Annotated in this window: 21 protein-coding genes and 1 pseudogene; 8 read left to right on the plus strand and 14 right to left on the minus strand. The window is 73.3% G+C overall.

Annotated features, from left to right (window positions below; genetic code table 11):
* The first annotated feature begins 228 nt into the window (after positions 1 to 228).
* A complete protein-coding gene (locus ACWGJ5_RS01520) occupies positions 229 to 2652 on the plus strand; it encodes a ricin-type beta-trefoil lectin domain protein (protein WP_453307765.1) in 2424 nt (807 codons plus the stop codon).
* On the opposite strand, the gene ACWGJ5_RS01525 is transcribed toward ACWGJ5_RS01520, so the two are convergent.
* From ACWGJ5_RS01525 to ACWGJ5_RS01540, 4 genes are all read right to left on the minus strand, one after another.
* Complete coding sequence (locus ACWGJ5_RS01525) at positions 2640 to 2954, minus strand: hypothetical protein (RefSeq protein WP_453307766.1); 315 nt, start codon at positions 2952 to 2954, stop codon at positions 2640 to 2642. The genes ACWGJ5_RS01520 and ACWGJ5_RS01525 overlap by 13 nt on opposite strands.
* Positions 2955 to 3328: 374 nt before the next feature.
* The gene (locus ACWGJ5_RS01530) at positions 3329 to 4567 is read right to left on the minus strand and encodes a hypothetical protein (RefSeq protein ID WP_453307767.1); all 1239 of its coding nucleotides are present in this window, start codon (positions 4565 to 4567) and stop codon (positions 3329 to 3331) included.
* Between the two features lie 197 nt (positions 4568 to 4764).
* Positions 4765 to 5457, minus strand: a complete 693-nt coding sequence (locus tag ACWGJ5_RS01535) for a DUF4232 domain-containing protein (protein WP_453307768.1) — start codon at positions 5455 to 5457, stop codon at positions 4765 to 4767.
* Positions 5458 to 5605: 148 nt separating this feature from the next.
* Positions 5606 to 6997, minus strand: a complete 1392-nt coding sequence (locus tag ACWGJ5_RS01540) for a serine/threonine-protein kinase (RefSeq protein ID WP_453307769.1) — start codon at positions 6995 to 6997, stop codon at positions 5606 to 5608.
* Between the two features lie 45 nt (positions 6998 to 7042).
* Here ACWGJ5_RS01540 and ACWGJ5_RS01545 point away from each other — a divergent pair, with 45 nt between their 5' ends.
* Entirely contained in the window at positions 7043 to 7591 is a 549-nt protein-coding gene (locus ACWGJ5_RS01545) for an RNA polymerase sigma factor (RefSeq protein WP_453307770.1), read from the plus strand.
* A 32-nt stretch (positions 7592 to 7623) separates the two neighbouring features.
* Here the strand turns inward: ACWGJ5_RS01545 and ACWGJ5_RS01550 are convergent, their stop codons facing one another.
* Positions 7624 to 10032 carry a SpoIIE family protein phosphatase gene (locus ACWGJ5_RS01550; protein ID WP_453307771.1) on the minus strand — a complete coding sequence of 803 codons (2409 nt, stop codon included), beginning with the start codon at positions 10030 to 10032 and terminating at the stop codon, positions 7624 to 7626.
* Between the two features lie 265 nt (positions 10033 to 10297).
* Between ACWGJ5_RS01550 and ACWGJ5_RS01555 the strand changes: the two genes are divergently transcribed.
* Positions 10298 to 13390 (plus strand): glycoside hydrolase family 2 TIM barrel-domain containing protein, encoded by a 3093-nt coding sequence (locus ACWGJ5_RS01555; RefSeq protein WP_453307772.1) that lies wholly within the window; start codon positions 10298 to 10300, stop codon positions 13388 to 13390.
* A gap of 79 nt (positions 13391 to 13469) precedes the next feature.
* Positions 13470 to 13805, plus strand: coding sequence for a hypothetical protein (locus tag ACWGJ5_RS01560; RefSeq protein WP_453307773.1), 336 nt, complete (start codon positions 13470 to 13472; stop codon positions 13803 to 13805).
* A gap of 32 nt (positions 13806 to 13837) precedes the next feature.
* Here the strand turns inward: ACWGJ5_RS01560 and ACWGJ5_RS01565 are convergent, their stop codons facing one another.
* Both ACWGJ5_RS01565 and ACWGJ5_RS01570 read right to left on the minus strand, forming a co-directional pair.
* A complete protein-coding gene (locus ACWGJ5_RS01565) occupies positions 13838 to 14560 on the minus strand; it encodes a 2OG-Fe(II) oxygenase (protein WP_453307774.1) in 723 nt (240 codons plus the stop codon).
* 11 nt (positions 14561 to 14571) lie between these two features.
* Positions 14572 to 15081, minus strand: a complete 510-nt coding sequence (locus ACWGJ5_RS01570; RefSeq protein WP_453307775.1) for a methylated-DNA--[protein]-cysteine S-methyltransferase — start codon at positions 15079 to 15081, stop codon at positions 14572 to 14574.
* A gap of 176 nt (positions 15082 to 15257) precedes the next feature.
* Here ACWGJ5_RS01570 and ACWGJ5_RS01575 point away from each other — a divergent pair, with 176 nt between their 5' ends.
* From ACWGJ5_RS01575 to ACWGJ5_RS01585, 3 genes are all read left to right on the plus strand, one after another.
* Complete coding sequence (locus ACWGJ5_RS01575; protein ID WP_453307776.1) at positions 15258 to 15497, plus strand: hypothetical protein; 240 nt, start codon at positions 15258 to 15260, stop codon at positions 15495 to 15497.
* A gap of 3 nt (positions 15498 to 15500) precedes the next feature.
* The gene (locus tag ACWGJ5_RS01580) at positions 15501 to 15878 is read left to right on the plus strand and encodes a toxin Doc (RefSeq protein ID WP_142219268.1); all 378 of its coding nucleotides are present in this window, start codon (positions 15501 to 15503) and stop codon (positions 15876 to 15878) included.
* Positions 15879 to 16358: 480 nt separating this feature from the next.
* Positions 16359 to 18035, plus strand: a complete 1677-nt coding sequence (locus ACWGJ5_RS01585) for an RICIN domain-containing protein (protein WP_453307777.1) — start codon at positions 16359 to 16361, stop codon at positions 18033 to 18035.
* Positions 18036 to 18129: 94 nt separating this feature from the next.
* Here ACWGJ5_RS01585 and ACWGJ5_RS01590 read toward each other — a convergent pair whose 3' ends face one another.
* From ACWGJ5_RS01590 to ACWGJ5_RS01605, 4 genes and pseudogenes are all read right to left on the minus strand, one after another.
* Positions 18130 to 19299 (minus strand): lactate 2-monooxygenase, encoded by a 1170-nt coding sequence (locus ACWGJ5_RS01590; RefSeq protein WP_453307778.1) that lies wholly within the window; start codon positions 19297 to 19299, stop codon positions 18130 to 18132.
* Between the two features lie 68 nt (positions 19300 to 19367).
* A complete protein-coding gene (locus tag ACWGJ5_RS01595; RefSeq protein WP_453307779.1) occupies positions 19368 to 20063 on the minus strand; it encodes an alpha/beta fold hydrolase in 696 nt (231 codons plus the stop codon).
* A 10-nt stretch (positions 20064 to 20073) separates the two neighbouring features.
* Positions 20074 to 20321: pseudogene (locus ACWGJ5_RS01600) on the minus strand (cytosine permease); the annotation flags it as partial.
* Positions 20322 to 20596: 275 nt separating this feature from the next.
* Positions 20597 to 21160, minus strand: coding sequence for a hypothetical protein (locus ACWGJ5_RS01605; protein WP_453307780.1), 564 nt, complete (start codon positions 21158 to 21160; stop codon positions 20597 to 20599).
* A gap of 336 nt (positions 21161 to 21496) precedes the next feature.
* Between ACWGJ5_RS01605 and ACWGJ5_RS01610 the strand changes: the two genes are divergently transcribed.
* Positions 21497 to 21931: a protease inhibitor gene (locus ACWGJ5_RS01610; RefSeq protein ID WP_453307781.1), complete on the plus strand. Its 435-nt coding sequence runs from the start codon at positions 21497 to 21499 to the stop codon at positions 21929 to 21931.
* A 212-nt stretch (positions 21932 to 22143) separates the two neighbouring features.
* Here the strand turns inward: ACWGJ5_RS01610 and ACWGJ5_RS01615 are convergent, their stop codons facing one another.
* The 3 genes from ACWGJ5_RS01615 to ACWGJ5_RS01625 are packed head-to-tail and all read right to left on the minus strand — an operon-like array spanning position 22144 to position 24022.
* A complete protein-coding gene (locus ACWGJ5_RS01615) occupies positions 22144 to 22353 on the minus strand; it encodes a CDGSH iron-sulfur domain-containing protein (protein ID WP_453307782.1) in 210 nt (69 codons plus the stop codon).
* Entirely contained in the window at positions 22334 to 23008 is a 675-nt protein-coding gene (locus tag ACWGJ5_RS01620) for a HemK2/MTQ2 family protein methyltransferase (protein WP_453307783.1), read from the minus strand. Before ACWGJ5_RS01620 ends, ACWGJ5_RS01615 begins: the two co-directional genes overlap by 20 nt.
* Entirely contained in the window at positions 23009 to 24022 is a 1014-nt protein-coding gene (locus ACWGJ5_RS01625; protein WP_453307784.1) for an iron-containing redox enzyme family protein, read from the minus strand. It lies immediately after the preceding gene.
* Positions 24023 to 24671 lie beyond the last annotated feature (649 nt).

A 24671-nucleotide genomic window follows, 5' to 3' on the forward strand; every position in this document is an offset into this window, starting at 1 on the left:
CGCCTGAACATGTGTCAATAAGCGAGCCCGCCGCAGTTTATTGTCGATAATCGAGAGATCCCTTGTTCGCACCTGCGCGGCTGTGCAAAAGTGTGCGCTGTCGGCGCGCAGGCTCATCGCATTTCCCGCTGTCTGCGCCAGGCCGCTCCCCGTACACCCCCCACGCTTCAAAAGAGCCTCCTCAGGTGGACGTTCGAGCAGCCCCACCACCTTTCCATACTGCTTGGTATGGACCAATTTCCGTATCACGTCTGGAGGAATGCAGTCGTGAATGAGGCAGGCCGGTCGGACGAACAACTGAGTGCCGAGCTGAAGAAGTGGACGGGCGGGACGCCCGCGCTCCATCCCGTCGGTGAACTGCTCGACCGGCACTGGGAAGCGGCCTTCGCCTACGCGCGGTTGTGCACGGACGGGCCGCGGGCCGCGGGCATGCTCACCACCGCCGCCTTCACCCGGCTCTTCGGGGAATCGCTGCGGCAGGCCGGACCGACCGCCGCCTGGCGGCCCCATGTGCTGGTCGCCGTCCGGCGGATCGCGGCCGAGTGGGACTCCGACGGCCGCCAGGAACTCCTCCACCCGGCGCTGCGGTCCGGCGCCACCGGTGAGCGTGCCGCCGCCCGGCTGCTGCCGCCGCCCGGCCGACGACTGCTGTCCCGGGCTTTCCAGCGGGTGCCGCAGATCTCCCGTGCGGTGCTGTGGCACACGGAGGTCGAGGCCGAACCGCTCGCCGTACCGGCGGGCCTGCTCGGCCTGGACCAGGAGGACGCCGGCGTCGAGCTGCGCCGGGGCCGGGAACGGCTGCGTGAGGAGTGTCTGCAGGTCCACCGCGAACTCGCCCCCGAGAACGAGTGCCGGCGCTATCTGCGCATGCTGGACGTGACGTTCCGGCGCGGCGGCGTCGACGTCGACCCGGATCTGCGTGAGCACCTGGGCCGGTGCGGCCACTGCAGTCGCACCGCCGACCAACTGGCCGCGTTCAACACGGGGCTCGGCCTCGCCCTCGCCGAAGCGGTCCTCGGCTGGGGCGCCCACGCCTACGTGGACTCCCGGGCGAGCCGCCCCGAGGATCCGGCCGAACCGGCCCCACATCCCGAAACCATCGTGCCCCGGTCCGGCGAGGCCTTCCTGCCCTCCGATCCACCGGGTCGGGGTGGTTCGGACGAGTCTGCGGGTCGGGGTGGTTCCGCCGAGTCCATGGGTAGGAGCGGCTCAGTCGGGTCCACGGGCTCCGACGGCTCCGCCGAGCCCACGCCTCCGGGTGGTTCCGCCGGGGGCAGGCGCCGGGGTCGTTTCCCCGGGGCGACGACCGGGAGCGGCACTGCGGCAGCCCCGCCCCGCCGTGGTCCCGGCCCCGCTGCCGACGGCGACCTGTTCGGCTCCGGTTCTGCCGAGGCCGACGCGTTTGCCTCCGACACCGCCGGCTCTGCCTCCGCTGCCCGCTCCTTTGACGCCGCCGCGTCCGCGGATGCCGACGCGTTTGCCCCTCTCCCCTCGTCCGCCGACGCGTTCGCGTTCACGTCCCGTTCCTCGTCCGCCGACGCGTTTGCGTCCCGTTCCTCGTCCGCCGACGCCTCCGTCCACCCGTCCGACGCCGCCGAGTTCCCCTTCGCGTCCGCAGGCGCCGACGCGTTCGCCTCCGGTTCCCCCTCCGCCGACTTCGCCTTCCCCGCCGGCGCCGTGGGCTCCCGCCCCTCCCGCCACTCGGCCGTCGCCCGTGCGTCCGGTGGCCCCGGGGACGCCACCCCCTCCGGCCGGTCGGCGCATCGTGCCGCCCGTGCGCGCAGGGCGCGGCGGCGGAATGTGGCGCTGGCGGTCGTCACCGTCAGCGGGCTGGTCGTGCTGCCCCTGGTGCTCTGGTCGGTGCTGGGGTCCGGCGACGGACCGGCCCCGGCCGGCAAGGGCGCGTCCTCCCCGGCACCGGGCAAGGGCGCCCAGAGCCCCGGCGCCTCCTGGGCCGGTACGAACAGGGCGGGACAGGGCACCCTGCACGGCCGGCTGCACAACCTCGCCTCCGGACTGTGCGTCGGCGTCGTCGGCAAGAAGGCCGTCGAGGGCGCCGAGACCGAACTCGCCCCCTGCTCCGCGACGTTGAGCCAGCAGTGGGCGTACGAGCCCGACGGGCTGCTGCGCAACTCCGCCGCGCCCGGCCTGTGCCTGGACTCCCACCTCGGCTACTCGGTCCGCCTCGCCCCCTGCTCGGCCACGGGCGAGGCCGCCAGGAACATCCGCTACGACTTCACCCTCCAGGGCGCCCTGATACCCCGCTGGAACCAGGACCTGGCCCTCACCCCGGCCGCAACCGACGGCTCCGGCGCCCTCGTCCTCAAGAACCGTGCCCCCGGCGCCGCCCAGCGGTGGACCCTCGACACCGCCAAGCCGGACCTGCAGATGCAGAACGTCGACTGGGACAGCGACGCCACCCCGTCGCCGGTCGCCACTCCCCACCCGAGGACCGACGCGATGCCCGCCCCCAAGGCCTCCAGGACCACCTCCGCCCCCCGTACGCCGTCCCCGACGGCGGGCGGATCGGGCCCGGCGGCCACGCCGTCCGCCACGGTCGACCCCTGCTCCGCGTACCCGTACTACTGCGGCTGGGGCAGCGGGGGATACGGGGACGGCGGGGGCTACGGCGGCGGGCGTCACCGCCGCTGACTCAGGGCCGGTGCGGCGGTGGCGGCGCGATCGTGCCCAGCCCCGGGGTGGCCGGTTCCGGCCGCACCAGCAGCACCGGGCGCGTGGCCGACGGCGAACCGGACCGCCGGGCCGAGGCTCTTCGGCCCGAGCCGGGACCGGTCGCCGTCCCGGGCCGGCACCGGCAGACCGGCGCCCTCGGTGGCGGTCACCACCTCCCGCTCGACCCGGCCCGACCGCTCCTCGCGCGCACAGGGCCGACCCAGCCGCTCGGCGACCGCGTCCAGCAGTTCGGCCGCCGAACTCCCGCCGAACGGCGCCATCCGGTCGCCCGATCCCTCTCCGGATGCCCCGGCCGAGCGGCAACGCGAACGCGCCGTGCGCCTGACCCGGCACCTCGGGCCCGCTGAAGTGCAGCAGTACCACCTCGGCGAAGTGCAGCAGTACCACCTCGGCGGGGTCCGGCGCATGGCCGCCGCGTCCGCGCAGGCGGGCCAGGCGCCCTCGACGAGCCACGCGATCACACGCCTCCGGTCGGTCTCCCTCGGCGCACCTACCCCCTGTCGGAGGAGTTGGAGCGACCCCCACAGCGCCATACCGCGACGGCGAGCGAGGACGGCACGGCGATGAGGCCCAGCCGGGTGAACTCCCCGAGGCCCGCCTCGTGCTCGTACTGAAACCAGACGCGTGTTGCGGGTTACGAGCTGTGGCTGCCCGCCGCGCCCAGGAACTCCGCCCAGCCGCCCGCCGGGGCCTGCCCCGGCACCAGCGTGCGCAGCTTCCGCAGCACCGCCGGGTCCTGCGCCTCCAGCCAGTGCACGAGCTGCTTGAACGACACGAACCGCACGTCGTCGCCGTACGCGGCCATCTTCCCGATGGCCTCCTCGACGGCGTCCATGTAGATGCCGCCGTTCCAGCGCTCGAAGTGGTTGCCGATGAAGAAGGGCGCCCGATTGGAGGTGTACGCCCGCTGGAAGCCGGCGACATAGGCGTCCCGGGCCTGGGTGCGCCAGGCGTCGTACTGGGCGCGGTCGCCGTTCGGGTTGCCGCCGGACTGGTTGAACATCATGTTGTAGTCCATCGACAGTACCTGGAAGGAGTGTCCGGGGAAGGGTATGGACTGCAGCGGGAAGTCCCAGATCTTCCCGCCCTGCACCTTGCCCGGCCAGATCTGCAGCCCGCCGGGGGAGCTGGCGTCGTACTTCCAGCCGAGCGCGGCCGCCGTGGGCAGCAGGTTGGACTGGCCCTCCAGACACGGGGTGCGGCCGCCGGTCAGCTCCTTGCGGTAGTCGAAGGGGAGCGGCTCCAGGTCGGTGAAGCCGGTGTTGGTCTTCCACTTGGTCACGAAGTCGACCGCCTGGTCTATCTCGCTGCGCCACTCGGCGGGGGACCAGTTGCGCACGCCGGTCGCGCCGCAGAAGTGCCCGTTGAAGTGGGTGCCGATCTCGTGGCCCTCCAGCCAGGCCGCGCGGACCTGCTGGAGGGTGGCGTGGATGTGCCGGTCGGCGAGGTAACCGATGTCGGAGGCGCCGACCGGGTGCTGCGGCGGGCGGTACAGGTTCTTCTTGGACTCGGGCAGCGTGTAGATGCCGCTGAGGAAGAACGTCATCTTGGCGCCGTGGTCGGCGGCTACCTTGCGGAAGCGGGAGAACAGCTGGTTGCTCAGCTCGCCCGCGCCGTCCCAGGAGAACACCACGAACTGCGGGGGCTTCTGGCCCGGCTTCAGCCGTTCGGGCGTCGGCTGGTGCGGCTGCGCCCCGGTGTCGGCGGTGGAGCCGTCGCCGATCGGCTTGACCGGCCGGGCCTGGGCCGTGCCCTTGTCGTCCCCCGGGCCGCCGACCCGGAGGCCGGTGCCGGAGGAGCACGCGGCCAGCGTGCCCAGGGCACCCGCCGCCGCGCCCGCCGTCAGCACCCGCCTGCGTGAGATCCCGCTCATCTTGTCCCCGATTTCCTTGTCACGGCCCCTCGCGGGGCCTGCTCGCCGGTGTGGGTCGACGGGTTCGATGACGGGAGTCGTGGAGAAGATCGCGGCCTACGGCGCCTGTTGCCGTCCTGTGACAGTTGTGGCGCGAGCATGACGAACCCCGCTGCCCAGGCAGTGGGACAGCGGGGTTCTCGGGGCGCCGGGGCCGGTCAGGGGGCCGTGCCGGGGCTGAACACCGACAGGAAGACGGACGAGGAGTTCCCGGAGACGGGCACCGCTCCGCCCGTCCACGCGACCTTCAGCGAGTCACGTTCGTCCGGCGGTGTCACCAGCAGCGCGGCCGGGGTGGCCGTCTTGGCACCGCTGATACCGGGGTTGGAGAAGGTCAGCCCCGCCCAGGCGCTCTGCCCGGGCCTGAGGGCGATCGTCGTCGGGGTGCCCGACTCGCGCTTGGGGTCCGATCCGAGCTGGCTGCCGGAGGCGCTCATGAACGCCGCGCCCGGATAGCCGTGCACGGTGCAGGTCCGGCCGGACCTGTTGGTGAGGACGACCGGGAAGTTCTCCTGGCCGGCGCCCGGGTCGTTGCGGCCCACCGAGGCGCGCAGCTCGGAGGTGTGGCAGCGGGTGCTCGCCGCGGGCGTGGCCGTGTCGCCGCCGCTCGCGGACGGGGCCGCCTTCGACGGGGAGGACGGGCCGGTGCCGGTCGATGTGCCGGACGGGGCGGACGTGGCGGACGCCGGGCTCTTCGTGGTGCCCGTCGCCGGCGCGGCCGTACCGGAGGCCGTGATGGGCGGGTTGCTGTGGACGTCCTTGCCGTTGCCGCAGGCGGACAGGAGGCCCAGCACGGCGACCGTGCCCACGAGCAGGGCCCCGTGCCGCGCGGACCGGGGTGTGTACACCATGTCGCTCAACACTCCTGGAGGGTCAGGGCACGCGTCGGAACGCGTGCCTCGAGGCGCGGGTGCGCCGTCCTCACGTTCCGATGCGCGCAACGCCGGAAAAGTTCGGCACACGCAGGAATCTTTTCCCCGCTGTGGCCTTCGGCAGGCCTCAGGTCACACTCAGCGAACGGAGTATCCCTTCGGTCGCGTCCCCGGTGCCCCGCTGACGCACCTGCACGTACACCTGGGGCTGCGCGGCACCGTGGGCCGGGATCAGCGCGGTCTCCGTGACCGAGCCGCCGTCCGGGCAGCCGCTCCAGGCCCGCACCAGACCGCGCCAGTCGGCGTCGGCGAAGGTGCGGCTGCCGGAGTAGCTGCAGCCCGTGTGCGCGAGGGCCTTAACCTTCGCGGTGACGTCGCCGTGCTCGCTCAGCCCGACGAACACGCCGTCCACCGCCCTGCCCAGATCGGGCCACCGGGACAGGTCGTCGGCCACCACCAGCCCCGGTTCGTGGCCCTTGCCGAGGCGCAGCGCGCCCGGGTCCCAGCCGGAGTCGCGCAGTTCGCGGCCGAAGCCCGCCGGCACCTTGACGGCCACCCGCCCGGTCGCGTCCGCGACCTGCACCTGGTCCGAGGAGCCGCCGTGGTGGATCGCCAGGGTCACCGCGGCCGCGGCCGCCGCCGCGGTGAGGACCGCGGCCAGGGACAGGGTGACCGTGTTCAGCCGGCCGCGCACACCGTCCAGCCGCCGGGCGGGCCGGAGCGCGGGCGGCCCCGCCGCCAGCCGGTCGAGCTCGTCCGCGAACGCCTGCGCGCCGGGCCAGCGGCGTGCCCGGTCCGGCTCCAGCGCGCGCAGCAGCGCCCGCTCCACGTCCTCGCCGAGGTCCGGCCGCAGCCGCCGGGGCGGTACGACCCGGCCCGGCGGGCCCGGCACGGTCCCGGTGACCAGCTCGTAGCCGACCGCGCCCAGGCTGTAGACGTCGGCCCGCTCGTCGATGCCCTCGCCGGGCTCGGCCTGCTCGGGCGGCTGATAGCCCGCCGAGCCCGCCGCCAGCGTGAGCACCGAGGCCTGCGCGAGGCTCTTGGCGAGCCCCAGATCGGCCAGCAGCACCCGCCGGGTGCCGTCCGGGGCGGTGTGCAGCAGCACGTTGGTCGGCTTGATGTCCCGGTGCACGATCCCCGCCTCGTGCAGCGCGGCGGCGGCCCGCGCGGCCTGCGCCGTCAGCGCGAGCGCGTGCCCCACCGGCAGCGGCCCGCCCGCCAGCAGGTCGGCGAGGGTGCCGCCGTCGGCGTACTCCATCACGAAGTACGGCCTGCCGTCGGGGAGTTCACCGATGTCGTAGACCTGCACCACCCGGCTGGAGCCGGCCCGGCGCAGCAGCCGTGCCTCGGACAGGAAGCGGTCCCTGATGTCGAGCCGGTGCGACCAGTTCTCGGCGAGGACCTTCACCGCGACCGGGGCCTGGAGCTCGTCGTCGTGGGCGAGCCAGACCGTGGCGAAGGCGCCGGTGCCCAGCGGCCGTGCGAGGCGGTAGCGGCCGATCCGCCCTGGGGATTGCATACGACTATCATGCCTGGCCTGAGATCGACTTGAAGGGGGACCCCGGTGCAGGACCAGGCGCCGATGGAAGACCTCGCCCGGTGGGCTGCCGCCGGCGACAGAGCGGCCCTGGACCGGCTGCTCACCGAGATCCGGCCGGAGGTCCTGCGCCGCTGTGGGCGCTTCCTGCCGTGCCGGGAGGATGCCGAGGAGGCCGCCCAGGACGTGCTGCTCCAGGTGGCCCGGCACATCTCGGCCTTCGAGGGCCGCAGCCGCTTCGGCACCTGGCTGTACACGGTGGTCGCCAACTGCTGCCGGCAGAAGTACCGCGAGCTGAAGCGGCGGGCCGCCGAGCAGCCGGCCGCCATCGAGCCCTCGCACGCCGTCGACCCGCGCACCACCAGCGTGATCGCCGGCTCCCGGGTGGACCTGCTGGAGGCGCTGGAGCGGCTGGAGCGGACGCATCCGCACCTGGTCGCGCCGCTGGTCTACCGGGACATCTGCCAGCTGGACTACGCGGAGGTCGCGGAGCGCGTGGGCATCCCCCTCGGCACCCTGAAGTCCCGTCTGCACGAGGCCCGCAAACAGGTACGTCCGTGGCTGGCGGGTTCCTGAGCGCCGCCGGTCCCGCTGGAAGCCCGGCTCGTCTAGAAGCCCTGCTGGTCCTGCTCGAACAGTGGCAGTTCCGCCCAGATCGTCTTGCCCTCCGGGGTGTGCCGGCTGCCCCAGCGCTGGGTGAGCTGGGCGACCAGCAGCAGGCCGCGGCCGCCCTCGTCGAAGACCTTGGCCCGGCGCAGGTGCGGGGCGGTGTGGCTGGTGTCGGACACCTCGCAGATCAGCGTGGTCGCGTCGTGGATCAGCCGCAGGCGGATGGGGTGCGAGCCGTACCGGATGGCGTTGGTGACCAGCTCGCTCACCACCAGCTCCGCCGTGAACGCGGCCTCGCTCAGCCCCCAGGCGTCCAGCTGCTCCACGACCTGCTTGCGGATCGGCGCGACCAGCGCCGGGTCGGCCGGGATGTCCCAGGTCGCCACCTGGGTGGAGGGCAGGCCCTGGGTGCGGGCGAGCAGCAGCGCCACGTCGTCCGCGGAGCCCCCCGGCGGCAGGAGGGTGTGCAGGACGCGGTCGCACGCCCCGTCCAGGGAGTCCGCGTACGTGCCGAGTGCTTCGTAGAGCATCTCCCGGCTCGCCTCCGGGTCCCGCTCCCGTGACCACACCAGACCGTCCGTGTACAGCGCGAGGACGGTGCCCTCGGGCAGTTCCACCTCGGTGGCCTCGAAGGGCAGCCCGCCCAGACCCAGCGGGGGACCGGCGGGCACCTCCAGGGCCTGGGGCGCGCCGCCCGGCCGCAGGACCACCGGCGCCGGATGCCCGGCGCGGGCCACCGTGCAGCGCCTGGAAACCGGGTCGTAGACGGCGTACACACACGTCGCGCCGGCCTCGCCGGGGCTGCCGGCCTCCCCGGGGTCGGCGCCGGCGCCGGACTCGTCCGACAGCCGGACCACCAGGTCGTCCAGGTGAGTCAGCAGCTCGTCGGGGGCGAGGTCGATGTCGGCGAGGGTACGCACCGCGGTCCGCAGCCGGCCCATGGTGGCCGAGGCCTCGACGCCGTGCCCGACGACGTCCCCGACGACCATCGCGACCCGCATCCCGGACAGCGGGATCACGTCGAACCAGTCGCCGCCCACGCCGGCCCGCGCGGCCGGCAGATAGCGCGAGGAGGCCTCCAGCGCGGCCGTGCGGGGCAGTGTGCGCGGCAGCAGGCTGCGCTGGAGCGCGAGCGCGGTCTCCCGCTCACGGGAGTAGCGGCGGGCGTTGTCGATGCAGACGGCGGCCCTTGTGGTGATCTCCTCGGCGAGCAGCCGGTCGTCCGCGGTGAACGAATCCGCCCGCCGGTGCCGTGCGAACACCGCGACACCCAGGGTGAGCCCGCGGGCCTGGATGGGCACCGACATCGAGGAGTGGATGCCGAACCTGCGCACCTGTTCGCCCCGCGCGGTGCTCCAGGTCAGCCACGACCGCATCTCGCCCACCGCCACCGAGGCGATGATCGTGTGGCCCGCGGTCAGCGAGTCCGCCTGGGGAGAGCCGGCCGGGTACTCCTCGGTCGAGCCGGCCTGCGCCACCGCCTCCGGCACGCCGTCCAGGACCGACCGATGGGCGGCCCGGCGCAGGGTGAGCGGCGCCGAGGGGCGGGCCGGGGGCTCGCCGCCGTAGTCCTGCGGATCCAGCAGGTCGATGGTGACGAAGTCGGCGAGCGCGGGCACGCACACGTCCGCCAGCTCCTGTGCCGTACGGGTGACGTCCAGCGTGCTGCCGATCCGCACGCTCGCCTCGTTCACCAGCTGCAGCCGCTGGCGGGCCCGGTAGTTGTCGGTGACGTCGTGCTTGGCCAGACACACCCCGCGCACCCGGCCCTGAGCGTCCCTGACCGGGGCGATCCGGGCGAGCCAGGCGTGGGCGCGGTCCTCGCCGCCGGTGCGCATACAGGTCTGCAGGTCCAGGGGGCTGCCGGTGGTCAGCACCTGGAGCATGCCCTGCTCCAGGTCCTCGCTCTGCGGCTTGCCGCCGATCTCGGTGAGCCGCAGCCCGCGTACGCGCTCCTCCGGCAGGCCGACGACATCGGCCATCGCGTCGTTCATCCGGCGCAGCCGCAGTTCGGCGTCGTACACGGCGACGGCGCACGGCGACTGGATCAGGCCCGCGGCGGCGAGCGGGTCGTCCTCGGCGGGCGGTATCGGGCCGGCCAGCGGGGTGACCACGAGCCAGTTGCCGCCGTGTCCGTCGCGCGCCGGCCGGCGGTGGGCGAGCAGCCAGACCGGGACGGTACGGCCGTCCCGGTGGCGCAATCCGAGCGTTCCCTCCCAGCGGGGGCCGGCGGGCGGGGCCGGGGCGTCCTCCCCGGCCAGCAGCCGGGCGGCGGGGCGGCCCAGGACGGACTCCGCCGGGTGGCCGAGCAGGCGCCTGGCGCCCTCGTTCCACTCGACCAGCGTGCCGTCGTCGTCGATGACAGCCCGGGCCGTCGCCGCATCGTCGAACGGATAGACCCGGCTCATCGTCGCCGCTCCCAAGCGCACACTCACAGTGAACAGGTGGCACCTCTCGCGTTCCAGCGTAGTGCTTCGGGGACTCCGGTGAACGGCAACCGCCCTCCACCTGGCCGGTCGGTCGAACACGGGCAAGGGGAAAATCCGGCCGATGTGCCGGCGGTGGCGCTCCCGGTGCTCCGGACCCTTGACGGTCGCGTGTGGCAACCCGTCAGAATCTGTTTGTTCACGAGCAGTTGTGAGTACTTCTGGGCCCTGATGAGGGAGAGCCGCCATGACGGTCACTCGCCGATCGGTTCTGGTCGCCGCCACCGCGACACCCGCGGCCGGTGCGCTGCTGAGCATCCCGGCGCCACCGGCCGCCGCCGGGGCGTCCGCCGATGCCGGCGGACGCCACACCGTGCCCCTGCGGGACGGCTGGCGCTTCGCCCTGGTCGATCCGGGCGGCATCACCGATCCCGCCGGCGCCTACGCGCGGGCCGCCGATCCCGGTTACGACGACTCGGCCTGGCGCGAGGTCGCCGTCCCGCACGACTGGAGCATCGAGCAGACCCCCACCACCGACCACGGCACCACCAGCGGCACCGGCTTCCTCCCGGGCGGCCTCGGCTGGTACCGGCTCGCCTTCACCCTGCCGCCCGCCTGCGCCGGCAAGCGGATCTCGGTGGAGTTCGACGGCGTCTACATGGACTCGTACGTCTACTGCAACGGCACCGAAGCCGGCCGCCACCCCTACGGCTACACCGGCTTCGCCCTCGACCTCACCGGCCTCGTGCACACCGACGGCAGCACGCCGAACGTGCTCGCGGTGAAGGTGCAGAACCAGCTGCCGAGCAGCCGCTGGTACTCCGGCAGCGGCATCTACCGCGAAGCCCGGCTCGTCGTCACCGAACCGGTACACGTGGCACGCTGGGGCACCTGCGTCACGACCCCCGAGGTCTCCGCGGGCAGCGCCCTGGTCCGGGTGGCCACCGCGGTGGTGAACGAGTCCGGCACCGGCACGGACGTCCGGATCCTGTCCCGGATCACCGGCCCCGACGGCCGCACGGTCGCCCGCGCGTCCACCACGGCCGCCGTCTCCGACCGGACCACCGAAACCCATGAACTGACCGTCGACAAGCCCCTGTTGTGGGACTTCGCGACCCCCCGGCACCGCTACACCCTGCACACCGAGCTGCGCGTCGCGGGCCGCACCACCGACACCTGCAGCACACCCTTCGGCATCCGCACCTACCGCTTCGACCCCGACGAGGGCTTCTCCCTCAACGGCACGCACACCAAGATCAAGGGTGTCGACCTGCACCACGACCAGGGCGCGCTGGGGTCGGCGATCAGCATCGACGCGGTCCGCAGACAGATGCGGATCATGAAGTCGATGGGGGTCAACGCCTTCCGCACCTCCCACAACCCGCCCTCACCGCAGATGATCCAGGTCTGCGAGGAGCTGGGCATCGTGATGATGGTGGAGGCCTTCGACTGCTGGAAGACCGGCAAGACGAAGTACGACTACGGCCGCTTCTTCGACGAGTGGTGCGAGAAGGACGCCACGGAGATGGTGCTGGCCGCCCGGAACTCACCGGCCGTCGTCCTGTGGTCCATCGGCAACGAGATCCCCGACTCCACCTCCACCGCCGGGCTCGCGATGGCCGACCGGATCATCGGCGCGATCAAGGCCGCCGACGACACCCGCCCGGTCGTGATCGGCTCGAACAAGTACCACGGCGTGCCCGCCCAGGGCTCGGCGGCCGACCTGATGCTCGCCAAGCTCGACGGCCTGGGCCTCAACTACAACACGGCCAAGTCGGTCGACGCGCTGCACGCCCGGTACCCGCACCTGTTCCTCTTCGAGTCCGAGTCGTCCTCGGAGACCTCGACCAGGGGGACGTACCAGGAGCCCGAACACCTCAACACCGGCGAGAACCACACCCCGGGCAGGCGGGAGACCTCCTCCTACGACAACAACCTCGCCTCCTGGACGATGAGCGGCGAGTACGGCCACAAGAAGGACCGGGACCGCAAGTGGTTCGCGGGCCAGTTCCTGTGGTCCGGCATCGACTACATCGGCGAACCCACCCCGTACGACGTCTTCCCGGTCAAGGCGTCCTTCTTCGGCGCGGTCGACACGGCCGGGTTCCCGAAGGACATGTACCACCTCTTCAGGAGCCAGTGGACGACCGAGCCGATGGTCCATCTGCTGCCGATGACCTGGAACCACGAGGAGGGCGACACGGTCGAGGTCTGGGCGTACGCGAACGTGCCGTCGGTCGAGCTCTTCCTCAACGGAAAGTCCCTCGGGGTACGGAAGTTCGACGTCAAGCGGACCACCGACGGCCGCGGCTACCTGGAGACCACCGAGGTGACAGGCGACGACAAGACCTTCACCGACGGCCCCTACCCGGGCAGTTACACCAGCCCCAACGGCAGCGCGGGGAAGCTGCACCTGACCTGGAAGGTGCCCTACCGGCCGGGCGAGTTGAAGGCCGTGGCCCGGCGGGACGGGAAAGTGGTCGCCACCGACGTACTCCGCACGGCCGGTGCCGCGCACGCCGTACGCCTCACCGCCGACCGCTCGTCGCTCGCCGCCGACGGCCGTTCGCTGTCCTTCGTCACCGCCGAGATCGTCGACGCGCACGGCGTGGTGGTGCCCGACGCCGGGCACCTCATCACCTTCGACGTCACCGGCGGCTCCCTGGCCGGGGTCGACAACGGCCGCGAGGAGAGCGCCGAGCGCTACCAGGCGAGCACCCGCACCGCGTTCCACGGCAAGGCCCTCGCCATCGTCCGCTCCGGCACGCAGCCCGGCCCGCTGACGGTCACCGCGCGGGCGGACGGCCTGCGCACCGGCACGGCGAGCGTGCCCACCACCCCGGCGCGCGACACCGCGGGCACCCCGACGGCCGGCTTCCAGCCCGACCACCCGTCGCCCCCGGACTACCCCTGTGCGGACGCCAGTTACTCCGGCCGCCCGGACACCCTGCCCGCCGCGATGCTCGACGGCGACCCCGCCACCGGCTGGTCCAACGCCTTCGCCAAGTCGGCCACCGCGCTGCTGCCCGCGTTCAACGGCGCTCGCGCCGGGGACTGGGTCTCGGTCGAGTTCGGGCGCACCCGGACCTTCGACCGGGTGGCGGTCTCCTTCACGGTGGATGCCACTCATGCGCTGCCCGCGAAGGCCGACGTGGCGGTGTGGAACGGGCGTGCCTACGTCCCGGTCACCGACGCGAAGACGGAGTGGGCCACCGCGTCGGACGGCCCGACGGTGATCACCTTCGACGCGGTACGGGGTTCCCGGCTGCGCCTGACGCTCACGAGCGCCTACCCGGGGGAGGGGAAGGGGGCGGTGCGGATCAGCAGCCTGGACGTGTGACGGCGGGCAAAGCCCGGTGATCCTCTGAGAATCCTCAATTGTCTTGCCGGACAAGCAGGGTGACGGCCACGGTGACACCATGGCAGCTCTCGCGGGACTGAACAGGAAACACAACGTCGTGCTCGTCATCCGGGACGCGGACATGGTTGCGGCGGCGTTGCGGCGGGCGCTGGCCGAGGCACCGCCCGAGGAGCGCCCGGGCCTGGAGCGCGCCGCCGCACTCGTCGAGTCCACCGCCGCCGCCACCGAGGGAGAGCTGCGGGCTCGTTGGGTCCGCTCCCGGCTGGCCGCCGTCGGCTTCGCCGGGGACATCGCCTCGGTGGCGGCGCTGAAGGCGCTGCGCCAGGCGGAGCCACAGCTCAGCCTGGTGGCGTCGGTGCAACTGCAGAAAGACGCCGTGGCTCATCCGGAGTGACCGGCCCGTCCGCCGACGAAGCCGCGGTGCCCTCACGCCGCGTCGTGGAACACCAGCCCGAGCGTCCGCCGTCGGCCCGACCGTACGGTGCTCACCCCGTGCCGCATCGCCCCGGCCGACCAGCCTCGGCGGGTGCGGACGGGGCGGTCCCGGGTGGTGAAGACCAGGCCGTGGCCCAGGCGCAGGATGCTCGTCGTGCCCCGGGACTGGGCGCGTGGGCGCTGTTCGACCATGAGGAACTCGCCGCCGGTGTAGTCGGTGCCGTACGTGTCCAGCGCGACCACCACCTGGAGCGGGAAGACCAGCTCGCCGAACACGTCCCGGTGCAGGGCGTTCCAGTCGCCCGGACCGTAGCTGAGCAGGATCTGCGCCGAGCGGTCCTGGCCCGCGGCATGACAGCGCTCCAGCCACTCCTCGAGGGAGTCGGGCCAGGGCGCCGGCCGTCCCAGGCGGGCCGCCCAGTCCCGGGCCACCGGCAGCAGCCGGGACCAGAGCGCGGCGCGCAGCGAGGCCACCGGGGCGGGCAGGCCGTGGGTGAAGTAGCGGTACTCGCCGGAGCCGAACCGGTGCCGGGCCAGATCGACCGTCGTCCGGAACAGTTCCGGCTTGTCGTAGAGCGCGGCCAGGTCGGCGCACTCGGCCGGGAAGAGCAACGGGCCCGTGGGCGCGCTGCCGTGCTCGTCCAGCTCGGCCGCGAGCGCGGCCCAGTCCGTGCGGGCCACCCGGCGGCGGGCCTCGGTCGGGGTCAACGTCATGACGACCTCCCTCACAGCAGGGCCGGCTGCAGCGCGCCCTCGTGCGTGAGCAGCCACAGCTTGCGCTCGACTCCCGCCGCGTATCCGCGCATCGAGCCGTCCGCGCCGATCACCCGGTGACAGGGGCGGACGAGCAGGAGGGGGTTGGCGCCGAGCGCCCGGCCCACCGCGCGCAGGTCGGCCCGCGGCACGCCCAGCCGGGCGGCCAGCTCGCCGTACGTTGTCGTCGTGCCGTAGGGGATGTCCTCGAGGGCCTGCCACACGGCCTGCTGGAACGGGGTGCCGGTGGCGGCGAGCGGAAGCTCGAAGCGGTTCCGGCGGCCCTCGAAGTAGGCGTCCAGCTGCCGGTGCACCCCGGCGAAAGGCCCGTCGTCGCGGTCCTCGGCGCGCACGGCGGGTGCGCCGCGCTGCCCCGGCATGCCGAGCGAGCCGAGCCTCAGGCCGGCCGGCGAGACCGTGCCGGTCAGCAGCAGGTCGCCCAGCGGGCTCGGGTGGACGGTGTGAACGGTGCTTGTGCTCATGGCAGGGCTCCTGTGGTCGTGCTGCCGGCTTCTTCCGCGCTGTCGAGTCTGCTGCGTCGCGCGCCGTGTGACCGGCGGGAACCGGACATGGCCCTCGGACCCCGCGGGTACCGGCGGGAAGGGCATCTGACCTGGTGATATTTACGGGTAAGTACCCGCGCGGTACCGTGAGGGGCATGCCAGCTCTCAATGTGGAGTTCAGCGATCGGGAACTCGAGGACCTGCGGCAGATCGCCAAGGAGCGCGGTACGTCGATGAAGGCCCTGGTGCGCGAGGCCGCCGCCGCCGACATCGCCCGGCACCGGGCCCTGCAGGAGGGCGCCGAGGCCTTCCGCTCGTTCTTCGCCGCGCACGCCGACGAGTTCGCCGCGGCCTTCCCCGACGACGAGTCCCCCGCGAAGGACGAGGCCGCCTGACGCATGCCCTCCGTCATCCACATCGACGTCCCCTGGCTGCTCCAGCGCCACGAGGAGGTCCTGCCCGACCAGCCCGCGGTCGACGACTTCTCCGCGCTGGTCGCCGCCGTCGCCCGGCACCGCGTGGATCCGCCCCGGCTCGGCGTGGACTCCGACCCCGCCTGGCGGGCCGCCGCCCTGCTGCACACCCTCGCCCTGCTCAAGCCGCTGCCCGCGGCCAACGCCCGCTTCGCCTGCGCGACGGCCGTGGCCTACATGTTCGTCAGCGGCGTCGGCATCGACCCGCCCTACGGCGCCCTCGTCGACCTCGCCCGCGATCTGATCTCCGGCAAGACCGACGTGTACGGCGCGGCCGACCGGTTGCGGTCCTGGCAGATCTGAGCAGGCCCGCGCGGGCCCGTCCCGCCCCGGCCGGCGGGGGAAGCCGCCGGGGCCGCCGGCCGGGGCAGGTCGGGCGGGGCGGGCCGCCGGCCGAGGGCGGGAGGAACGGGGCCGGCGGCCGGTTGCGCGGCCTTTGCGAGGGGCCGGTCCCAGTCCACTACCGGGCCGCACACCCCGGAAGCGTGCGCGGACCCGCCGCTGCGTGCGCGTGCTTCACACGGGGCGCATGAAATACCGAAAGCCAAGGCAGGGGAGCAGGCAGCGGGCCGTATTCTGACTTTCCTTCAAAACTGCCGATGTCCTGCGGGCGCCTTGTTGCTCGTGTGGAAGTTGTGCAAGGGTTGAAAGGACCGTGTGGGGGATAAAAACAGAGGTTCTTCCAGCAGTTGCGGAGCTTCACCGGCCGAGGGCCGGCCAATTCCTTCCCCGCGCGTCGCCGAGGTACGCATCAACGCACGTCGCACCAAAGGAATCCGCTCAGTGCCAACCCCCCACCCCCCTCGTCCTCCCTATCCACCGCCGGGCGGTGACCTCGGGGAGTCCGACGAGTCGCTCGCCGGTCCGCTGCGGGCCGGCTCCGACGCGGAGGCCTCCCGGTCCGCCGCCCTGCTGATGGCCCGGCACTGGCAGCCCGCGCAGGACTACGCGGTCGTCTGCCTGGCCCTTTCCGGGCAGCTCGCCCATATGGTCACCGCCACCGCCTTCCATCAGGTCCTCGGCCGGCTGGCGCTCGGCGAACCCGCGGAGGCGCTGCGTCCCCGGCTGCTCGTGGCGGTCCGGGACACGGTCGTCAACTGGTCCGGCACCGACCGGATCACCGCCGTACTGCCCGGACTCGGGAAACCCGCCGGGGGCCGCGGTATGCGCGCCGCGAAGACCCTGATACCGGAAAACCGCGCCCTCTCCGACCGCTCGTTCCACGCCCTTCCCCGGCCGGAGCAGGCGCTGCTGTGGCACATCGAGGTCGAGGCCGAGCCGATAACCGTTCCCGCCGCACTGCTCGGCATGGACGTCGAGAGCGCGGCGGGCGCGCTGGAACAGGCGCGCGAGAAATTCCGCGAGGGTCTGGTACGCGCCCACCGGGAACTCGCGCCCGGCAAGGAATGCCGCTACTACAACCGCCTGCTCGACGCGCCGATCCGCCGCGGCGGCGCCGGCGCCCTGCTGCCCGACGTCCAGGAGCACCTGTCCGCCTGCTCCTACTGCCGCCACGCCGCCGAGCAACTGGGCCACGCCGACGCCGCATTGGGCGTGCTGCTCGCCGAGGCCGTGCTCGGCTGGGGCGCCCGCCGCTATCTCGACTCGCGTCCTGGCCGCCGCCCCGGTCCCGGCCGCACCCGCGGTGGCTCCCGGCGCTCCGGCGGACGTCGGCGCGGCCGCGACAAGCGCGACAAACCCCGTCTGTTCACCCGCGTCGCCCCGCCCGGCACCCGGCGGCGCGCAAACGACGAACCCGGACCGCTCGCCCGGATCCCGGGCACCGCCTGGTCGTCCAGGACGCTGCTCACCGGAGTCGGCGTGGCCTCGGCGGGGCTGCTCGTGACCGTCCTGGCGATCAGCGCGTGGCCGGCCGGCGGCGACGGCACCGACCCGGTCGCCTCCACCAGCGCCGTCCCCGGCAGCGCCGCCGGCCGGTCCCCGAACGCCTCCGCCACCGCGCCCGGCACCACGGCACTGCCCGCCGCCGGCCGCCCCGCCCGGCTGCGCAACGCCGCCGCCGGCCTGTGCCTGGACATCAAGGGCGCACCGAAGGCCGGTGCGGTCGCGGTCCTCGCCGTCTGCTCCCCGGCACCGACCCAGCAGTGGACGTACGAGGCCGACGGGCGCCTGCGCAGCGCGGCCGCCGCGGGGCTGTGCCTGGACTCGCACGCCGACGCCGGCGTGGTCATCCTCGGCACCTGCGCCGACGCCGGCGACCGGCGGGGCGACGACGTGCGCTACGACCTCACCGGGCAGGGCGAGTTGCTGCCCCGCTGGGACCGGACGCTGGCCCTCGCCACCACCGCCGGGAACGCGGGCGCCGACCTCGTCGTCAAGGTCCGCGACGGCTCGGCCGGGCAGCGCTGGACGACCGACCCGGCCACGGCGAGCCCGGGCTCGCTCTCCATCGCCGGTACGGGAGGTCCGGCGCCCCGAAGGGGCGCGGGCCTCGTCTGACGTGTGGCCACCGCCGGCCGGGCGCGAGCGGCCACGACGGCGCCGCGTACGCGTGACGGCCTGTCGTGGCACCCCGCGGGGCGCTCGGCACGAGTCAGGACGGGTCCTCGACCAGGTCCGCCCCGGACACCGTCCCCGGACCGGTGTGCCCGGACAGAGCCAGCGTCAGATCCAGCTCCGCCAGCACGCACCGGATGACATGTTCCACGCCGGCCTGTCCGTCCAGCCCGAGCCCGTAGACGTACGGCCGGCCCAGGAGCACCGCCCGCGCGCCGAGGGCCAGCGCCTTGAACGCGTCGTCGCCGGTGCGCACCCCGCTGTCGAACAGCACCGTCAGCCGGTCGCCGACCGCGTCCGCGACCCGGGGCAGCGCATCGGCCGCGGCGACCGAACCGGCCACCTGCCGGCCGCCGTGGTTGGAGACCACCACGCCGTCCACCCCGGCGTCGGCGGCGAGCCGGGCGTCGTCCGGGTGCAGGATGCCCTTGAGTACGATCGGACCGTCCCAGTGCTCCCGCAGGAACGCCAGGTCCGGCCAGGTGTGGCCGGCGTCCCCGAACAGGCCGAGGAAGTGCAGCACCGCCGCGTCGGGGTCCTCGTGCACGGGCTTGGCGAGCCCCGCCTGGAACGCCGGGTCGGTGAAGTAGTTCGCCGTGCCCACCCCGTGCAGGAACGGCAGGTACGCCTGGTCCAGGTCGCGCGGCCGCCAGGCCAGCAACGGGGTGTCCAGGGTGACCACGAGCACCGAGAACCCGGCGGCCTTCGCCCGGCTCAGGAAACTGCGCGTCACCTCACGGTCCTTGCCCCAGTACAGCTGGAACCACCGCTCGGCGTCCCCCATCGTCTCCGCTACCTGCTCCATCGGTGTGCTCGACGCCGAGGAGAGGACATAGGGCACGCCCTGCGCGGCGGCGGCCCGGGCGGCGGCGGATTCGGCGTCCGGATGCATGATCGACAGCACGCCGACGGGCGCCAGCGCCAGCGGCGCCGGCAGCGCCCGGCCGAGCACCTGGCACGACAGATCGCGCTCGGCCACGTCACGCAGCATGCGCGGCACGATCCGGCGCCGGCCGAGCGCGGCCCGGTTCGCGCGGGCCGTGCTGCCGTCGCCCGCGCTTCCCGCCACATACCCCACCGGGCCCGGACCGAGCCGGTGTTCGGCCAGCTCCTCCAGCCGGGTCAGGTCCGTGGGGAGGCGGGGCACGGCCCCCGTCGTCCCGTTCAGATAGATCTCGTACTGGAAATCAGCCCAGTGCTTCGCCATCCGGCCGTCCCGCCTCTCGTCGCTGAGTCCGCGTGCAGCCCGACGATACTGGCGGGTAGCCGGGGGCCTCAGCGGCGGGTGGCCGCCTCGTTCAGAATGCGCACCAGGTCCGTCGGCGTGGAGAACATCGGCCAGTGCCCGGTGTTCAGCTCCACGAGTTCCCAGCGCCCGCCCTCCAGGGCCTCGGCCACGGCGGGCAGCAGCGTGGTGCCGTTGAGCACGCACTTGATGTACGTCGCCGGCAGGTCGCCCAACGGCCGCTTGAGCGCGGCCGGTTCGTCGAGCGTGGCACCGGGGTGCGGAGTGCCCTCGGTGCGGATACGGTCGATCTGCTCGTCGGTGAGGCCCTGGTCCGCGTAGGCGGCCGCGGGCAGGGGCGGCCACACGCCGCCGTGCTCGGTGAGCGACCGCCGGATGTGGTCGCTGTCGAACCCGTCGAGGAACGACACGCCGTCCGCGGGCACGTTGGAGTCGACGTACACGACGCGGCGCAGCCGGTCACCGATCCGCTCGGCCGCCTGCCCGACGGGGACGCCCGAGTAACTGTGCCCGACCAGGACGACGTCCCGGAGATCCAGCCCCTCGACCTCCTGCACGATGTCCTGGACGTGCGTCTCCTGCCCCGCGGGCGCATCGTTCCTCTCGGCGAGTCCGGACAACGTCAGGGCGTGGACGTCGTGTCCGGCGGCGCGCAGTCCGGGCGCCACCTCGTCCCACGCCCATGCCCCCAGCCACGCGCCCGCCACCAGTACGAAGTGAGTCATGGCGGACAACCTAGTGCACGGGTGTGTCAACCACCTCTCCCAGAGGGGTCGTTGAGGCGCCGGGGCCGGTGATCGCAGGCACCGGGACCTCGACCGTCGGCACCAGCCGGGCGCCCCCGGGGCCGTGCGCCGCCCGGGGTTCGGGGAACAGCCTCAGCAGCGTCGGGAACAGGACCGCGGCCACCGCGAGCGACAGCGGCGGCTGATGTCGACGCCGTTCGCCAGGTCGCCCAGCGGGCCGACGAACTGACCCGGGACGAAACAGGATCGGGAAGGCGCCGAGCACACAGGTGGAGATGGTGTTGGCGCCGCCGAAGGCGAGCCGGAACAGGTCCAACGGGGTCGCGGTGCGGTCCGAGTCGGGGACTGAGGGGGCACGGAGGGCTCCAGCGAGGTCGCGGCGATGGAGCGCCTGGCGGCGTGGCGGTGGCGGACGGCCGCCGGTGCCGCAGGGGTGTCGCGGCGGGGCCGGGGCCGTCCGGAGCGGTCTGCCGACGGTACGGCTCCGGCGCGGACCCCTGCCAGGGGACGATTCATCCACCTTCGCCGTCGGCAGTGGATGAATCGGCCACCTCCTCCGCGTCAGGTCCCTGCGCCCGCACCCGCTGGACGTGTTCCAGCGACTCGCGCAGCTCGGTCAGCCAGTCCTCGGTGTGGCGCTGGACCAGGCGCACGCACCAGGCGAGGGCGTCACTTCGGCTGCGGGCGACGCCTCCGGCGATGAGGGTGTCCAGCACCTGGCGCTCCGGCTGGCGCAGCCGGGTCATGACCGGCGCGGCCACATGCGTGAACAGGGCACGCTCCGGGCCGCACACCACGCCCCACGAGACCTTTCGGCGGAAGAGGTGCTCGGCCTCCCGGGCCACTTCCATCCGCTGCTCACGGGTCCGCTCCCGGAACTCCTGGATCCGGGCGCGCAGGGCGGTCTCCCGCTCGGCGTCCGAGGCGCCCTCGGTGAGCCGGGGTTCGGGGACGCGGCCGATCACCGTGATCTCCTCGCGGTCGGCGGTGATCTCGACCAGCTCCTCGAAGAGATCGTCCGGCAGGCGGCCGGCGAACCAGCCGCGCAGCTGTTCCTTTTGGTCTTCTGTAATCATGTAATCATGCTTACGCGCCCGCCTTCATGAACGCAAGGAGACGTGAAGGCATCGTGAAAGCTTTCACTCGCAGTGAACCCGGAATGTTTCAGGCCGATTAACGAGCCGGTGATTTTCAGCCATGTGACCGCTTTCAGCGATCAAGAACCGCTCAGTTACGCGGTCAGGCTCTTGCATTTCCGTAACTTCACGCCACTGTTTCAACACGCAAGGTTACTGAAACCAGCGGGTTCGATGTGTGTTTCGGCGGCGGACTCGGCAGAGTGGCGCTCGCCGCTCCGGCGCCGACCGGGCCCGGAACCGGCACCCGTCTATCCAAGCGGAAGGATGCACACAATGCGGAACACCGCGCGCTGGGCAGCGGCCTTCGGTCTCACGGCCGCTGCCGTTTGCGGACCCCTGACCGGGGCCGCCGTCGCTGCACCGGGCGCCGCCCCGTCGTCGCTCTACGCCCCCTCGGCGCTGGTCCTCACCACCGGCCACGGCAACGACGCGGCCACGGCCACCCCGGAGCGCGCCGTCACCCTGACCTGCGCTCCCACGGCCTCCGGCACCCACCCGGCAGCGGCGGCGGCCTGCGCCGAACTGCGCGGCACCGGCGGCGACTTCGACGCCCTGAAGCCCGCCGGCGACGTGTGGTGCAACAAGCTGTACGACCCGGTCGTCGTCACCGTCCAGGGTGTCTGGCAGGGCAAGCGCGTCTCCTACGAGCGCACCTTCGGCAACTCGTGCGTGCGCGACTCCGTGGGTGGCGGCGTCTTCGCCTTCTAGGGGGCGTCTCCAGGACCGGGATCGCAGCGGACCCCGCATACGCCGGAACAGGTCCGCAACCGGGGAGTGCGGCCCCAGCAGCGGGGAACCTGCGATCTCGCACCGGAGCCGACGGGCGGAGTGGGGCCGCCCGCCGGCTTCCGGGCACACAGCCGCTTCCTGGGCAGGCCTGTGGGGGGCCTTGCCCGGGGAGCGGCGAAAAACAGCCGGTTTCAACCGCTGTCCTTGGTCTTGCGCCGGTGACTCGTGTCGCACCAGGGATAGCGGCGACTGCGTCGGCAGGTACACAGAGCGACACGGAAACGGTCCGAGGACACCGTGGTGCCGTCCTCCAGCTCGACCTCGACCGGCCCCTCCACGAGCAGCGGCCCCTGCCGCTGGACGGTGATCCGGCGGGTCCGGTCAGCGTGTTCGTTCGGCACGGACGACCACCAGCTCCTCCTCCTGTGCGGCCGGCGCGAGCAGACCGCGCCGGCGCAGCCAGTCCTCCCGCGAGCGCAGCACCGGGCCGAAGGGGATCCAGCGGCGCCGGACCACCGAGGCCTGCAGGCGTGCGGCGCGCAGCAACCGCAGGGTGCGGTCGGGATCGCTGAGCGCGGAGTGCACGATCAGCAGCACGCCTCCGGGCCGCAGCAGTACGGGCGCGTCCCGGCAGATCCGGTCCAGCAGCAGTCGGCCGTCCCGGCCCGCGTCCCAGGCGCGAGCCCGGCCCCGCGGCCCGCGTCCGGCATCGGGTGCGGGAACGTACGGCGGGTTCGCGAGGATGAGGTCGTACGTGCTGCCCCGGACCGGTCCGAAGAGGTTGCCGCGCCGGATCCGCACGGGCAGCCGGGTCAGCCAGGCGTTCATCCGGGCCGTCCACACCGCCAGCCGGGACACGTCCACCGCGGTCACCTCGGCGCCGGCCCGGGCGGCCTCCAGGGCCAGCGCCCCGCAGCCGGTGCCGACGTCGAGCACCCGGGCGCCGGGCGGCAGGGCCTCCTCGCGGAGGGACTCGGCCAGCAACTCCGTGTCGTCCTGCGGGGCGTACACGCCCGGAAGCACCACAGCGATCACAGCGCGCGAGTACCCCGGCATTCAGGATGTATGGGATATCTGAGGCGCCAGGGGTGTACGCAGCGACGAGCGCCCGGCGCGCCAGTCGGCGAGCAGCTGGCGCGCCAGCCGGTCCTCCAGATATTCGGTCGCGTCGATCCCGAAGGTCACGTCCGCCGCGAGTTCCGGCTCCTCGGCGAGCAGTCCGCCGATCACCTCGTGGCGTACGACCTGTTCGTGGACCGCGTCCGCCTCGACGTGCTCGTCGTAGAAGAACTCCGCCGCGGGTCCGGCACCGGTGCGGCGCATGGCCTCGGCGAGCCGGTGCGAGCCCGGCGAGGAGGTGATCTCCACATCGGCGAAGTGGCCGACCAGAGCGCCGCGCAGCTCGCGGTGCAGGCCGAACAGGGACATCAGGTTGACGACGGCGAGCATCTCCGCGCGGGCCGCGTCCAGATAGCGGCCGTAGGTGCTGTCCAGGCCCAGGTCCGTCATCAGCGCGGCGAACAGGCGGGCGTGGATACGGTCGGCCCGGCCGCCGCCGAACTCGTCGAACTCCACCGCCGCCATTCCCGCCTTGGCCCGGCCCCACAGCCGCGGCAGCACCCAGGCGTGCGGGTCGGCCTCCTTCAGGTGGTACAGCGAGCGCTGGGCGGCGTACTCGCGCAGCTGCCACAACTCGCCCTCGGCGCCGAGGAAATGGGTGACCCCGCTGCCCTCGACGGGTTCGACCAGCAGCACGGCGAGCGCTTCGTCGAGGCTGTCATGGCCGGGCGTGTCGGCGCGCAGCGCGGACAGGAAGCGGCGCTCCAGCGCGGCGCGGACACGCAGCAGGCCGGGATCCCACTCGAGCTCCGGGCCGACGCCGGCGAAGCCCCGGTAGTGCAGTTCGTAGCAGAGGTACAGGGCGAGTTGCGGATCGTCGCCATAGGGATCCGCCCCCTCCGCCTCGACGGGCGGGGGGAGCGTTCCCGTCCCGCGCAGACGAGCGGCGACCGCGGCGGAGAGGGGCCCTCGGGGCGGAGGCAGCCCGGGCCCGCGCTCGTGGCTGTTCATGAGAACCGGGTACCCCGCCCCGGCGGGACACGGCTGGTGGGGCCACCTCGGGGGATGGGCGGTGGCTGGGCCCCCGGGAGGGGCTGCCGGTGGTGGCTCAGGCTCGGGTGGGCATGGCTGTGCTGCCGTTCGCGAGGGTCACTGGTGGTTGTTGGGTCTGGGGAGGGCGTGGCTGGTGGGGCGGTCTCGGGTGGTCCGGCGGTGGTCGCTTGGCCTCGGGAGGGCATGGGGTCGGGGCTGTTTTGGGGGGCCGCTGGTGGCGGCCGCGCGTCGGGTGGGCACGGCTGTGTGCCGTCCGCGCAGGTCACGAGGGCGGTCTCGGGTGGGTCCGGCGGCGATTGCCCCGACTCGGAAGGAGATGGGTTGTGGTGCCGTCTTGGGGGCCGCTGGTGGTGGCTGAGCCGTGGGAGGACATGGCTTGGTGCCGCTCGGGAGGATCACTGGTGGTCGCTCGGCATGGGGAGGGCGTGCCTGGTCGTACCGCCTCGGGTGGGCCCGCAGGTGGCGGTTCGGGCTCGGGAGGGCGTGGCCGGTGGTGCCGTCTCGGGAGGGCCGCCGGGGCTTGTTCCTGGCCGGGAGGGCCGCCGGGGCTGCTTCCGGCACGGGAGGTCGCCGGGGCTTGGTCCTCCCAGGGAGGGCCGGTACCCAT

Source organism: Streptomyces sp. NPDC054783, assembly GCF_053611725.1.